The 13,212-nt window shown below is 72.9% G+C and carries 11 protein-coding genes; 5 read left to right on the forward strand and 6 right to left on the reverse strand.

What is annotated here, in order from left to right:
* Positions 1 to 36: 36 nt before the first annotated feature.
* The 4 genes from KPL59_RS19470 to KPL59_RS19485 all read right to left on the reverse strand — a co-directional run bounded on the left by KPL59_RS19470 (position 37) and on the right by KPL59_RS19485 (position 4,816).
* Complete coding sequence (locus KPL59_RS19470; RefSeq protein WP_226352273.1) at positions 37 to 1,272, reverse strand: multidrug effflux MFS transporter; 1,236 nt, start codon at positions 1,270 to 1,272, stop codon at positions 37 to 39.
* Between the two features lie 101 nt (positions 1,273 to 1,373).
* Positions 1,374 to 3,695, reverse strand: coding sequence for an FdhF/YdeP family oxidoreductase (locus tag KPL59_RS19475; RefSeq protein ID WP_020622305.1), 2,322 nt, complete (start codon positions 3,693 to 3,695; stop codon positions 1,374 to 1,376).
* A 126-nt stretch (positions 3,696 to 3,821) separates the two neighbouring features.
* Positions 3,822 to 4,304, reverse strand: coding sequence for a carboxymuconolactone decarboxylase family protein (locus KPL59_RS19480; protein WP_226362107.1), 483 nt, complete (start codon positions 4,302 to 4,304; stop codon positions 3,822 to 3,824).
* Positions 4,305 to 4,345: 41 nt separating this feature from the next.
* Positions 4,346 to 4,816: an Rrf2 family transcriptional regulator gene (locus KPL59_RS19485; protein ID WP_226361616.1), complete on the reverse strand. Its 471-nt coding sequence runs from the start codon at positions 4,814 to 4,816 to the stop codon at positions 4,346 to 4,348.
* 197 nt (positions 4,817 to 5,013) lie between these two features.
* Here KPL59_RS19485 and KPL59_RS19490 point away from each other — a divergent pair, with 197 nt between their 5' ends.
* The gene (locus tag KPL59_RS19490; RefSeq protein WP_020622302.1) at positions 5,014 to 5,199 is read left to right on the forward strand and encodes a hypothetical protein; all 186 of its coding nucleotides are present in this window, start codon (positions 5,014 to 5,016) and stop codon (positions 5,197 to 5,199) included.
* Between the two features lie 72 nt (positions 5,200 to 5,271).
* Here the strand turns inward: KPL59_RS19490 and KPL59_RS19495 are convergent, their stop codons facing one another.
* Positions 5,272 to 7,263 (reverse strand): acyl-CoA dehydrogenase, encoded by a 1,992-nt coding sequence (locus tag KPL59_RS19495; protein WP_226361617.1) that lies wholly within the window; start codon positions 7,261 to 7,263, stop codon positions 5,272 to 5,274.
* A complete protein-coding gene (locus tag KPL59_RS19500) occupies positions 7,260 to 7,964 on the reverse strand; it encodes a TetR family transcriptional regulator (RefSeq protein ID WP_226361618.1) in 705 nt (234 codons plus the stop codon). Before KPL59_RS19500 ends, KPL59_RS19495 begins: the two co-directional genes overlap by 4 nt.
* A 138-nt stretch (positions 7,965 to 8,102) precedes the next feature.
* Between KPL59_RS19500 and KPL59_RS19505 the strand changes: the two genes are divergently transcribed.
* The 4 genes from KPL59_RS19505 (at position 8,103) to KPL59_RS19520 (ending at position 13,208) form a co-directional block, all read left to right on the forward strand.
* Entirely contained in the window at positions 8,103 to 9,404 is a 1,302-nt protein-coding gene (locus KPL59_RS19505) for an acetyl-CoA C-acetyltransferase (protein WP_226361619.1), read from the forward strand.
* The gene (locus KPL59_RS19510; RefSeq protein WP_226361620.1) at positions 9,401 to 10,753 is read left to right on the forward strand and encodes a 3-oxoacyl-ACP reductase; all 1,353 of its coding nucleotides are present in this window, start codon (positions 9,401 to 9,403) and stop codon (positions 10,751 to 10,753) included. Before KPL59_RS19505 ends, KPL59_RS19510 begins: the two co-directional genes overlap by 4 nt.
* Entirely contained in the window at positions 10,753 to 11,658 is a 906-nt protein-coding gene (locus KPL59_RS19515; RefSeq protein WP_226361621.1) for a MaoC/PaaZ C-terminal domain-containing protein, read from the forward strand. Before KPL59_RS19510 ends, KPL59_RS19515 begins: the two co-directional genes overlap by 1 nt.
* A 389-nt stretch (positions 11,659 to 12,047) precedes the next feature.
* Positions 12,048 to 13,208 carry a pyridoxal phosphate-dependent aminotransferase gene (locus tag KPL59_RS19520; RefSeq protein WP_226361622.1) on the forward strand — a complete coding sequence of 387 codons (1,161 nt, stop codon included), beginning with the start codon at positions 12,048 to 12,050 and terminating at the stop codon, positions 13,206 to 13,208.
* The last annotated feature ends 4 nt before the right edge of the window (positions 13,209 to 13,212 follow it).

Here is a 13,212-nt window from a genome sequence, read left to right on the forward strand (position 1 = left end):
ATGATCTGAAGCTGACTTCAGGTCAAGAGCCGGCCGTCATGCGGTCGCGAGCTCCGGCTCCTCGTTCAGGTCCGGCAGCGTCCACGGCCGGGCGACGGCGACCAGCGCGATCCCGGCGAGCGCGATCGCGCCGAACATCGCGGTGCCCATCGCGGCCGCGTCGTTGCCGAGCAGCCCGACGACCGGGGACGTCGCCGCGCCGATCCCGAACTGCAGCGACCCCAGCAGTGCCGACGCCGTCCCGGCGGACTCGCCGTGCCGGGCCAGTGCCAGCGCGGGCGCGTTCGGCAGGACGAAGCCGCAGGCCAGCAGCAGTGCCCACACGCCGGCGAGCACAGCGGGCAGCCCGCCGGTGCCGGTCGCGGTGAGCACGGCCAGCACGAGCCCGACGAGCACGCCGGCGGCGACGGCGATCGACATCACCCGGCGGGGCTCGACCCGGCGCAGCACCACCGGGTTGAGCTGGGTGCCGACGACCAGCCAGATCGCACCGGCGCCGAAGGCGATGCCGAACGTCTGCTGGTCCATCCCGAACTGCTGCTGGTAGACGTACGCGGCGCCGGAGACGTAGCTGAACAGCGCGCCCATCGCGAGCCCCGCGACGAGCACCAGCCCGACGAAGGTCCGGTCGCGCAGCAGCCCGCCGTAGGTCGCCACGGTGGCGCCGAACCGGGCCGACCGGCGTCGGGAGACGGGGAGGGTCTCGGGCAGCCCCGAGGTGACCACGGCCAGCATGACCAGGCCGTAGCCGGCCAGGAACAGGAACACCCCGCGCCAGGAGACCCAGTTGAGCAGGGCAGCGCCGAGGGTCGGGGCGAGCACCGGGAAGGCGCCCATCACCAGGATCAGCCGCGAGAGCATGGTCGCCGCGGCCCGGCCGGTGAACAGGTCGCGCACCACGGCGAGGCCGATCACCGCGCCCGCCGAGGCGCCGACGCCCTGCAGGACCCGCAGCACCGCCAGCACCTCGATGCTCGGGGCGACGGCGACCAGCGCCGAGGCCAGCACGTGCACGGCGGTGCCGGCGAGCAGGAGCCTGCGGCGGCCGTAGGCGTCGGACAGCGGGCCGATCACCAGCTGGCCGAGCGCCAGACCGGCGAGCGTGCCGGTCAGCGTCAGCTGCACGACCGGCTCGGACGCGACGAGGTCGCGCCCGACGTCGGGCAGTGCTGGCAGGTAGGTGTCGATCGTGAGCGGGCCGAGTGCGATCAACGCACCCAGGATCAGCGCGATCCGTAACCGGCTCGGCGCCGTGACTGCGGTTGTGGTCACCGGTGTGTCCCCCCTCGTGTGGCCGCACGGTGCAACCTCACGAGGGGTGACGCCGATTCCGCCCGGGGGTCACCGGGCGGGTGAGCGCGCTCACACGTCGATCACCGGGTGGCGGGCTCCAGCCGGACCTGGACCCACTTCGACGTCGGGCACCGCGACGACTCCGCGTAGGACTCCAGCGGGATCAGCGGGTTCGTCTCCGGGTAGTACGCGGCGATGCAGCCCTTCGGCGTCGAGTAGGACACCAGCCGGAAGTCGTCCGCGCGCCGCTCGCTGCCGTCGGTCCACTCGCTGACCAGGTTCACCCGGTCGCCGTCGGCGAAGCCCAGCTCACGCAGGTCGGCGTCGGAGATGAACACGACCCGACGACCGGAGTGGATGCCGCGGTAGCGGTCGTCCAGGCCGTAGATCGTGGTGTTGAACTGGTCGTGGCTGCGCAGGCTCTGCAGGACCAGGCGGCCCTCGGGCAGGGTCACCACCTCCAGCGGGCTGACGGTGAACTCCGCCTTGCCCGACGCCGTCGGGAAGGTGCGGCTGTCCCGGGGCGGGTGGGGGAGGGTGAACCCGCCGGAGCGGGCGACCTTCTCGGTGTAGGCCTCGCAGCCCGGGACGACCCGGCCGATCCGGTCGCGGATGCGGTCGTAGTCGGCGGCGAAGTCGGCCCACGGGACGAGGTGGTCCGCGCCGAGGGTGGCCCGCGCGATCCCGCACAGGATGTCGACCTCGGACCGCAGCAGCTCACCGGCCGGCTCCGAGCGGCCGTGCGAGGCGTGCACCGCCGACATCGAGTCCTCGACGGTGACCCGCTGCGCCCGGCCGCCGGTCAGGTCCTTCTCGGTGCGGCCGAGGGTGGGCAGGATCAGCGCGTCGGTCCCGGCGACGACGTGCGACCGGTTCAGCTTGGTGGAGATCTGCACGGTCAGCGCGCAGCGCTCCAGCGCGGGCTCGGTGACGCCGGTGTCCGACATCGCCTGGGAGAAGTTGCCGCCCAGCCCGACGAAGACGCTCGCCCGCCCGTCCGCCATCGCCTGCACCGCGGCGACCGAGTCGTAGCCGTGCTCGCGGGGCGGCTCGAAGCCGAACTCGTCGCGGATCGCGTCGAGGAAGCTGTCCGCGACCCGCTCCCAGATGCCCATCGTGCGGTCGCCCTGCACGTTGGAGTGGCCGCGGACCGGGCACAGGCCCGCGCCCGGCTTGCCGATCATGCCCTGGAGCAGGGCGACGTTCACCAACTCCTTGATGGTGGCCACGGCGTTGCGGTGCTGGGTGATGCCCATGGCCCAGCAGTTCACGATCCGCTTCGAGGTCGCGAGCATCTCCGCGGCCTTCTCGATCTCGCCCCAGGTGAGCCCGGTCGCGGCGACGACGGCGTCGCGGTCCAGGTCCTTCACGTGCGCGGCGTAGGCCTCGAAGCCGTGGGTGTGGCGCTCGATGAAGTCGCGGTCCAGCACGCTGCCCGGGTTGCGGTCCTCGGCGGCGAGCAGTAGGTGTCCGAACGCCTGCCACAGCGCGAGGTCGCCACCTGAGCGGATCTGCAGGAACTCGTCGGCCAGGTGGGTGCCGATGCCGCTCATGCCCCGCACGGTCTGCGGGTTGTCGAACTTGAACAGCCCGGCCTCGGGCAGCGGGTTGACGGCGAGGATCCGCGCGCCGTTCTTCTTGGCGATCTCCAGCGCCGAGAGCATGCGCGGGTGGTTGGTGCCCGGGTTCTGCCCGGAGATGACGATCAGGTCGGCGTCGTGCAGGTCCTGCAGCGAGACCGAGCCCTTCCCGATGCCGATCGCCTCGGCCAGCCCGACCGAGGTCGACTCGTGGCACATGTTCGAGCAGTCGGGCAGGTTGTTCGTGCCGTAGGCACGGGCGAAGAGCTGGTAGACGAACGCGGCCTCGTTCGAGGCCCGGCCGGAGGTGTAGAACAGCGCCTCGTCCGGGCTCGACAGGCCGCGCAGGTGCGTCCCCACCAGGTCGAACGCGTCGTCCCACGAGATGGGCTCGTAGTGCGTGCCGCCGGCCCGGCGGACCATCGGATGGGTCAGCCTGCCCTGGCTCTCCAGCCAGTGCGCGCTGCGCTCCCGCAGGTCGGCGATGGAGTGCTCGGCGAAGAACTCCGGGGTGACGCGACGGTTGTCGCCCTCCCAGGCCACGGCCTTCGCGCCGTTCTCGCAGAACTCGGCGGTGTGCCGCTCGCCGGGTGCCGGGTCCGGCCAGGCGCAGCTCATGCAGTCGAAGCCGTCGACCTGGTTCATCGTGAGCAGGTTCTTGGCGGACTTCACCACGCCCTGTTCGGCGAGGGAGCGCTTCATGGAGATGGCAACGGCCTTCGCCCCGGCGGCGGAGGTCTTCCGCTCCGAGACGCGCAGATCGGACTCCTCGGTGTCGACCGGGGGGTGGATCGGGGCGCTGTTGACCGGGGTGGGGGACACGGGCACCTCATCTGGAACACAACGACGGCGGAACGGGCCAGATTACCCACGGAGGCGGGGCAGGGAAACGATGCTGCCCCGCCGTGGGACGTGACGACCAGCCGGTCCGCGGATGCGCGGGAAAGGTCAGGGCCGCGCCGCGGCCGCGGCGCGGCGGTGGCTCCCCGCCACCTGCCGGGTGGCGACGCTGATCCGGTTCCAGGCGTTGATGGTCGCGACGGAGAGGACCAGCTGGGTCAGGGCCTTCTCGTCGAAGACGGCGGCGGCCTCGTCCCACACCGGGTCCGGCACCGCGTCGGGGCGGTCGGCGAGCCGGGTGAGCTCCTCGGTCAGGGCGAGCGCGGCGCGCTCGGCCCTGCTGAACCACGGGGCCTCCCGCCAGGCGGCGACGGAGAGCAGGCGCTCCACGCTCTCCCCGGCGTCGAGCGCGTCGTGGGAGTGCATGTCCACGCAGAACCCGCAGCCGTTGACCTGTGAGGCGCGCAGCCGCACGAGCTCCTGCAGGGCGCGGGGGAGGACGGTGTCGTCGCGGGTGGAGGACTCCAGCGCGAGCAGCGCGCGGTAGCCGTCCGGGACGTGGCGGTAGGGCCGGGTGATGCGCGGTTCCATGAGGTTCTCCTCCGGGTGGGTGGTGGCCGTGGCCGGTGCGGTCACGGTGCGAGTGCGGCCCGGACGCGCTGCGGCGCCTCCGGGGCGGTGCGGACGACGTCCGCGGCGACGTCGGCGAGCGAGCGGCCGGCCAGCTCCCGGCGCCAGGCCAGCTCGGCCGAGCGCATGGACAGTGAGATCGCGCAGTGGCCGGAGTAGTCGAGCGACGGGTCGCCGCCCGGTGCCGCTCCGAGGATCGAGGTGCAGCGGAACGCGTCCTCCGGTCCCTCGACCGCGACGACGACGTCGAGCAGCGACACCTGCTCCGTCGGTCGGGCGAGCCGGAAGCCGCCGCGCGGACCCGGGACGGACTCGCAGATCCCGGCCCGGACCAGCGTCTGCAGCTGCTTGTTCAGGTACGCGGCCGGCAGGTCGTAGAACCCGGCGAGCCGGGCGCCGGGCACCGCGTCACCGACCCAGGCCAGGTTCAGGCAGCAGTGCAGTGCCCATTCGACGCCCTGTCCCATCCGCATGATCTGGACACTACACATCCTGGATATGAGATGTCCAGAAATCGACGTGATCATGGTCTCGCCGAGTGTGTCCGACAGATGACGGCAAACGCATCGATGTAAGCGGTCAGTTACAGGTACCGCCCGAACCTGGAAATCGGGTGCACCGGTCTTTCACTGTCGGTCCGTACGAAAGCCCCCCGAAGGAAGGAACCACCATGGACAAGCGTCGTATCGCAGGTCTGGCCGCTGCTGCCGTCGCCGCCCCGCTGCTGATGCTGGGTCTCACCGGCACCGCCAGCGCGGCGGAGATCACCCCGATCGCCGAGGTCGTCGACAGCACCGTCGCCGACCTGTCGTCGACCCTCGGCGCGGTCCTCGACGCCCTGGGCCTCGCGGCCTGACCCGGGCTCGACGACGGACGGCCGGCCCCGGGTCACCGGGGCCGGCCGTCGTCGTGTCGGGTCGGGGGCGGGTCAGCCCGCCTCGACCTGCTCGGTCAGCGGCTCGGCCGGTCGCCCGGGGGCCGGGGTCCAGGCCTCGTCGTCCAGCATCGGGCAGGCCAGCCACTCGTCCGGGATGCCGAAGCCGTCGACCAGCGTGCGGGCGTACGGCCGCAGCTCCCGGCACAGGCCGTTGACCAGCGGCCGGATCGAGCGCGACTCGGCGACGGTGAGCCGCCCGGTCTCCAGGTACCAGGCGCGCTCGCGGTCGATCACGCTCAGCACGTGCAGGTCGTAGACCCGCTCCAGCAGTGCCCGCACCGCCGGGTCGTCGATCGTGGCGAGCTTGTCGGAGAACGAGCGCTCGACGAGGGTGTCCACGTGCGCCCGCGCGGCGACGAGCAGCAGGTCCTGCGCGGAGTTGAAGACGGTGAACTCGTCGTTGCCCTTGCGCATCGCGGGGGCGAGGTTGCGGATCGCGGCGGCCAGGGTGTCCGCGCGGCGGATCTCCAGCAGCTCCCGGCGGCGCCTGCGGTCGGTCAGGTCGATCCCGCGGAACGGGATCCGCCGGGTCAGCGACGCGGCGCCGGTCCGCTCGGCGAGCACCCCGGCGAGCTGACGCCCGAGCAGCGGCGCGATCTCGAGCGGGTTGCCCTTCTTGATCGTGCGGCCGTAGTCCGACAGCAGCTCCTTGGCCAGCAGCTGCAGCAGGACCGTGTTGTCGCCCTCGAAGGTGGTGAACACGTCGGTGTCCGCCTTGAGTGCGGGCAGCAGGTTCTCCTCCAGGTAGCCCGCGCCGCCGCAGGCCTCGCGGCAGGTCTGGATGGTGTGCGTGGCGTGCCAGGTGGCGATCGCCTTGATGCCCGCCGCGGACTGCTCCAGGGTGCGCTGCTCGCGCGCACCGACCGGGCCCGCGCCGGGCGCCTGGATGTCGTGCATCCGCTTCACCAGGTCGTCCTGGGTGAAGTGCAGCGCGTACGTGGTCGCCAGCGCGGGCAGCAGCTTCTGTTGGTGGGCCAGGTAGTCGAGGACGGCGATCTCCTCGCCGGTCGCCGGGTCGGCGAACTGGCGGCGGCGCTCGCCGAAGCGCACGGCCAGGGCGAGTGCCTTCTGCGCGGCCCCGCCGGCACCGCCGGCGACCGAGATCCGGCCGCGGACCAGCGTGCCGAGCATGGTGAAGAAGCGGGCGGTCTCGTTCTCGATCGACGACGAGTACGTCCCGTCCGGGGCGACGTCGGCGAAGCGGTTGAGCAGGTTCTCGCGCGGGATGCGCACGTGGTCGAAGGTCAGCCGCCCGTTGTCGACGCCGTTCAGGCCGGCCTTGCGCCCGTCGTCGCCGATGGTCACGCCGGGCAGGGCGTTGCCGTCGGAGTCGCGCAGCGGCACGAGGAAGGCGTGCACGCCGGGCTTCTCGTCGCCGGTGACCAGCTGGGCGAACACCACGGCCATCCGGCCGTCGCGCGCGGCGTTGCCGATGTACTCCTTGCGTGCCTGCGGGTACGGGGTGTGGACGACGAACTCGCCCGCCGCGGCGTCGTAGGTGGCCGTGGTGTGCAGGTGCTGCACGTCCGAGCCGTGGCCGGACTCGGTCATCGCGAAGCAGCCGAGCAGCTCCCCGTCGATGATCTTGCGGAGGTACTGCTCGTGGTGGCGCTCGGTGCCGAGCACCTGGACCGCGCCGCCGAACAGTCCCCACTGGACACCGGCCTTGACCAGCAGCGACAGGTCGCCGTAGGCGAGCATGGCGAACGCGGTGACCACGCCGCCGACGTCGCCCTCGCCGCCGACGGACGGGTCGAAGCCGGTGTGTGGGCGGCCGGAGGAGGTCAGGAACTTGAGCGAGTCGGTGATGCGCCCGCGGTAGTCGGCCGAGGACAGGTCGGGGTCCGCGCGCATGTCGGCGTTGGCCGCGAGCTGCTCGCGGGTCTGCTGCCGGACGTGCGCCCACCGTCCGTCGACGACCGTGCGGAGGGTCTCCGCGGGGATCCGGTCGGGCGTGGGCAGGGTGCTGGTCTGGGCGTTCACGGGTGAACCTCCTGCACGTGCGATGCCAGGCCGGAGAGTCCGGACCAGGCCAGGTCGGTGAGATGGGTGGCGAGCTGCTCGCGCGGGGTGCCGTCGGGGCGGGCGAGCCAGTCGTCGGCGGCGCCGCGCACCAGTCCGACGATCGCGTGGCCCCAGATGCGGGCCGCGGCCCGCCGGTCGGTCTCCCCGGGGGCCGGGTCGCCGAGGTTGCCGGCGATGACCGCGGCCACCTCGTCCCCGATCACGGTCACGAGGTCGTTGACCGGGTCGTGCCCGCCGTCGGTGGCGGGGCTGCGGCGTGCGGTTCCCTGGGTGAGCAGCGGGCGCTGTACCACGAACCGGTACAGCTCCGGGTCGATCTCGATGAGTCTCAGGTAGGCGTCGATGCCGGCGGCGACGGCGGCGCGCGGCCCACGGCCGGAGTCGGCCAGGGCCGCGGCGGTGGCCCGGCGGACCTCGGCGAGCAGGACCCCGGCCACCGACTCGCAGATCGCGGTGTAGAGGCCGGTCCGGTCGCCGAAGTGCCGGTAGATCACGGTCTTGCTGGTGGCGGCGGACGCGGCGATCTCGTCCATCCCGATGCCGGCGCCGTGCCGGCGGATGGCACCGATCGCAGAGCCCACGAGTGCGGCCCGCCGCTGCTCGCGGTGGGCGTCCCATCGGCTGTCGCGCTTGTCCCGTCCGGCCTTCACGAAACCCATAGTACCGTGTACCTTGAGTACCGGCTACCCCGTGGTAACGACGAACCACGACCCGATGCTCCGCCCACCGGGGCCCGCGCGCAGCGTGGTCACCCCGATCGGGTGGGGCGGGACCCGAACCCAGGAGGGACGATCCCCATGCCAGCCAGCACCCGGCGCGCCGCCGTCATCGGTGGCAACCGCATCCCGTTCGCGCGGGCCAACGGTGCCTACGCCGGCGCCTCGAACCTCGACATGCTCACCACGACGCTCGACGGTCTGGTGGCCCGCTTCGGGCTGGCCGGCGAGCGCCTGGGTGAGGTCGTGGCCGGCGCCGTGCTCAAGCACTCCCGCGACTTCAACCTGACCCGCGAGGCGGTCCTCGGCTCCCGGCTGAGCCCCGCCACCGCGGCCTACGACGTGCAGCAGGCCTGCGGCACCGGTCTGGAGGCGACCATCGCCGTCGCCAACAAGATCGCGCTCGGCCAGATCGAGTCCGGTGTCGCCGGCGGCGTGGACACCGCGTCCGACGCGCCGATCGCCCTGAACGACGACCTGCGGCGCGTGCTGGTCAAGCTCAACGCGGCGAAGACCACGGTGGACCGGCTCAAGCTGGTGGGGCAGCTGCGCCCGGGGCAGATCGTGCCGGACATCCCGGAGAACTCCGAGCCGCGCACCGGCCTGTCGATGGGCGAGCACGCCGCACGCACCGCCCTGGAGTGGGGCATCGGCCGCACCGAGCAGGACGAGCTCACCGTGCGCAGCCACCACAACCTGGCCGCCGCCTACGACCGCGGCTTCTTCGACGACCTGGTCACGCCGTACCTGAAGCTGACCCGGGACAACAACCTGCGCGCCGACTCCTCGGTGGAGAAGCTCGCGAAGCTCAAGCCGGTCTTCGGCAAGGGCCCCGACGCCACGATGACCGCGGGCAACTCGACCCCGCTCACCGACGGTGCCGCCCTGGTCCTGCTCGGCTCCGACGAGTGGGCCGCCGAGCACAAGCTGCCGGTGCTGGCGCACGTCGTGGACGCCGAGACCGCGGGCGTCGACTACGTCCACGGCCCGGACGGGCTGCTCACCGCGCCGGTGTTCGCCGTGCCGCGGCTGCTGGAGCGCAACGGGCTGTCCCTGCAGGACTTCGACCTGTACGAGATCCACGAGGCCTTCGCCTCTGTCGTCCTCGTGCAGCGCAAGGCCTGGGAGGACCCCCGCTTCTGCAAGGAGCGCCTGGGCCTCGACGCGCCGCTGGGCGCGATCGACGACGACAAGCTCAACGTCGCGGGCTCCTCGCTCGCCGCGGGGCACCCGTTCGCCGCGACCGGCGGCCGGATCGTCGCGACCCTGGCCAAGCTCCTGCGGGAGAAGGCCGACACCGAGAAGAAGAACCAGCGCGGCCTGATCTCGATCTGCGCCGCCGGCGGCCAGGGCGTCGTCGCGATCCTGGAGGCAACGGCATGAGCGACCTGCTCGCGACCCTGTCCAACACCCCGATCGCCAAGCAGCTCGGGCTGCCCACGGTGCCGACGCTGCGCCGGCACCGCCCCGGGGACCCGCTGCTGGCCGGCCCGGTGCTCGTCGCGGCCGTCGGCGAGGGCCGGTTCGCCAAGGCGCTCACCGCGTTCGTCGAGAGCCACGGTGTCCCCGCGCTCGCGGCGGCCGGCGAGGACCGGCTGTACGGGGTCGTCCTGGACCTGTCCGGTGCCACGACGCTGGCCGACCTCGCCGCCGCCCAGCAGATCCTCACCCCCGCGGTGAAGAAGCTCGGCCCGTCGGGCCGGGTGCTGCTGATCGGTGCCGAGCCGGGCGAGGCGTCCGGTGCGGAGGCGGCCGCCGTCGCCCAGGCGCTCGACGGCCTGGTCCGCTCGATCGGCAAGGAGCTGCGCTTCGGCGCGACGGCCAACCTGCTCGTCGTGGCCTCCGACGTCACCCCGGCCGCGATCGACTCGTCGGTCCGGTTCTTCCTGTCGGCCCGCTCCGCCTACGTCGACGGCCAGGTCGCGCACGTCGCGGCGCCGGTCGGGACCCCGCAGGAGCCGGCCGAGGTGGACGACCCGCGCGCCGAGGAGCAGCCGCTCGCCGGGCGCATCGCAGTGGTCACCGGTGCGGCACGCGGCATCGGCGCGGCCATCGCCGACACCCTGGCCCGCGACGGCGCGACGATCGTCGCCGTCGACATCCCGGCGGCCGGTGAGGGACTGGCCCGCACCGCGAACCGCACCGGCGGCACCGCGCTGCAGCTGGACATCACCGCCCCCGACGCGGCGGACCGGCTGCTCGGCCACCTCGCCGACCGGCACGACGGCGTCGACATCGTGGTGCACAACGCGGGCATCACCCGCGACAAGCTGCTCGCGAACATGACCGCCGACCGCTGGAACTCGGTGCTCGCGGTCAACCTGGGCGCCCAGCTGACGATCAACGAGGCGCTGCTGGCCGAGGGCTCCCCGCTGCACGAGGCGGGCCGCGTGGTCTGCGTGTCCTCGCAGTCGGGCATCGCGGGCAACCGCGGCCAGACCAACTACGCCGCCTCCAAGGCCGGTGTGATCGGCATGGTCCGGGCGCTCGCCCCGCGCTTCGCCGAGCGCGGCGCGACGATCAACGCCGTCGCACCCGGGTTCATCGAGACCGACATGACCGCGAAGATGCCCGTCGCCACCCGCGAGGGCGGCCGCCGGATCAACTCCCTCAAGCAGGGCGGGCTGCCGGTGGACGTCGCCGAGGCCATCGGCTGGTTCGGCCGCGCCGAGTCCGGCGGGCTCAACGGGCAGACCGTGCGGGTCTGCGGCCAGTCGATGCTGGGGGCCTGATGACCGTGACCGAGGATCGGAAGGTCACGGAGCTGCCCGGGCCGCCGTCGCTGGGGCAGTACTACGCCTCCGCGGCCGCCCGGGCGGCGCTCCCCGGCGGCTCCGGCCGGTCGCTGCCCGCGACCGAGCTGGTCCGCCGCGGCGTCACGGTCGAGCAGGGACACCTCGCCGACTACGCCCGGGTCTGCGGGTTCCGGGTCGGCAACGCCCTGCCGGTGACCTACCCGCACATGCTGACGTTCCCGCTGCAGGTCGTGCTGATGGCCGGCCGGTCGTTCCCGCTGCCGCTGCCCGGGCTGGTGCACATCGCCAATCGGATCACCGTGCACCGGGCGATCGCCCCGACCGAGACGCTCGACGTCCGGGTGTGGGCGCAGCGGTTCACCCGGCACCCCAAGGGGGCGCAGGTCGACCTGGTCGGCGAGGTCTCCGCGGACGGGGAGACCGTCTGGTCCGGCCGCAGCACCTATCTGGCCCGCGGGGCGAAGGCCCCGGACGGCACGGCGGGCGGCGACGACACGGCCGACACGGCCGACATCGCCGAGCCGCCGGTGCCCACCGGGTCGGCGAACGCGCTGTGGCGGGTCCCGGGCGACATCGGACGCCGCTACGCGGCCGTCTCCGGTGACGTGAACCCGATCCACCTGCACTCGCTCACCGCGAAGGCGATGGGCTTCCCGCGGGCGATCGCGCACGGCATGTGGACCGCGGCGCACGCCGTCGCCTCGCTGGAGGGCCGGATCCCCGACGCCTGCACCTACGACGTCGTGTTCCGCAAGCCGGTGCTGCTCCCGGCGAAGGTCGAGCTCGTGACCGGGTCCGACGCCAAGGGGGCGTGGGGGCTGGCGCTGCGCAGCGCCAAGGACGCGGAAAAGCTGCACCTGGTCGGCCGCATCAGCGGGTAGACCGGAGGCATGGACGCGGGACGACGACGCGGGACGACCCGATCGGGTGGGCAGGTCTGCTCACCCGATCGGGTGGCTCTGGATCGGTCCACAGGCCGGTTCAGCAACGTTTCCCCGATGACGAACGTCTCCCCGTGTGTCCATCATTCGTCACCCGACATCCGTGAGGAGGCCATGCGATGAACGACGACATCTCGATCGAGAACGACGAGCAGCACGACGACGAGTCCCACATCGTCCGCGGACTCGACTGAGTCGGACTCGACCGGGTCACCGGAGGAGCTCGTCCCGGCGCGGTGGAACCCACCGGCGTCCGTGGACCGGCACGGGTTCGCGCAGAACCTCGATCAGGAGCTGCGCCACCCGCACACCCGGATAGTGTCGGGCCCATGCTGGTCGAGCGCATGCGCCCGTTCACCTCGACGATCTTCACCGAGATCTCCCGCCTCGCGGTCGAGACCGGTGCGATCAACCTCGGCCAGGGCTTCCCGGACACCGACGGTCCGGCATCGCTGCTCGCCGACGCGGCCGCCAACATCACCGAGCGCGGCCGCAACCAGTACCCGCCCGGCCCGGGCGTGCCCGCGCTGCGCGAGGCCGTCGCGGCGCACCAGCACCGCTGGTACGGCCTCGACGTCGACCCGGCCGACGTCGTCGTCACCACGGGGGCGACCGAGGCGATCGCCGCGACCCTGCTCGGACTCTGCGGACCCGGTGACGAGGTCGTCGCGTTCGAGCCGGCCTACGACTCCTACGCCGCGGCCGTCGCGCTGGCCGGTGCCACGCTGCGCACCGTGCCGCTGCTCCCGCCCGGGTTCGGCTTCGACGACGACGCGCTGGCCGCCGCGTTCTCCGACCGCACCCGGGTGGTGCTGGTCAACACCCCGCACAACCCGACCGGCGCGGTGCTCACCCGTGACCAGCTGACCCGGGTCGGGGAGCTCGCGGTCGCCCACGACGCGGTGGTCGTCACCGACGAGGTGTACGAGCACATGGTCTTCGACGACGTGCAGCACGTCCCGATGGCGTCGCTGCCCGGCCTCGCCGACCGCACCCTCACGATCTCCTCGGCCGGGAAGACCTTCTCGGTGACCGGCTGGAAGGTCGGCTGGGTGCACGGCCCGTCCGAGCTGGTCGCCGCCCCGCGCGCGGTCAAGCAGTTCCTCACCTTCCACGGCGGGGCGCCGTTCCAGCCGGCCGTCGCGCACGCCCTCGGCCTCGGCGACGACTTCTACACCGGTCTCGCGGCCGATCTCACCCGCAAGCGCGACCTGCTGGCCGACGGGCTGCGGGCGGCCGGGTTCGACGTGCTCACCCCGCGCGGCACCTACTTCGTGACCGCTGACCCGCGCCCGCTCGGCTACGACGACGGCGTCGACCTGGCCTGGAAGCTCCCCGGCCTGTGCGGGGTCGCGGCCGTCCCGGTGTCGGTGTTCTGCCCGTCGCCGCAGGCCGCCGCGGCACACCGGCCGTACGTGCGGTTCGCCTTCTGCAAGCGCGACGAGGTGCTGGAGCAGGCCGCCGAGCGGCTCGCGGGGCTCCGGCCGTGAGCGC

Source organism: Pseudonocardia sp. ICBG1142 (genome assembly GCF_020496255.1).
Lineage (GTDB): Bacteria > Actinomycetota > Actinomycetes > Mycobacteriales > Pseudonocardiaceae > Pseudonocardia.

Coding starts and splice junctions, on each gene's coding strand:
- KPL59_RS19485 (WP_226361616.1), bottom strand. CDS start 4,816: ATGCGGATGGGACAGGGCGTCGAATGGGCACTGCACTGCTGCCTGAAC.
- KPL59_RS19510 (WP_226361620.1), top strand. CDS start 9,401: ATGAGCGACCTGCTCGCGACCCTGTCCAACACCCCGATCGCCAAGCAG.
- KPL59_RS19500 (WP_226361618.1), bottom strand. CDS start 7,964: ATGGGTTTCGTGAAGGCCGGACGGGACAAGCGCGACAGCCGATGGGAC.
- KPL59_RS19515 (WP_226361621.1), top strand. CDS start 10,753: ATGACCGTGACCGAGGATCGGAAGGTCACGGAGCTGCCCGGGCCGCCG.
- KPL59_RS19490 (WP_020622302.1), top strand. CDS start 5,014: ATGGACAAGCGTCGTATCGCAGGTCTGGCCGCTGCTGCCGTCGCCGCC.
- KPL59_RS19480 (WP_226362107.1), bottom strand. CDS start 4,304: ATGGAACCGCGCATCACCCGGCCCTACCGCCACGTCCCGGACGGCTAC.
- KPL59_RS19520 (WP_226361622.1), top strand. CDS start 12,048: ATGCTGGTCGAGCGCATGCGCCCGTTCACCTCGACGATCTTCACCGAG.
- KPL59_RS19505 (WP_226361619.1), top strand. CDS start 8,103: ATGCCAGCCAGCACCCGGCGCGCCGCCGTCATCGGTGGCAACCGCATC.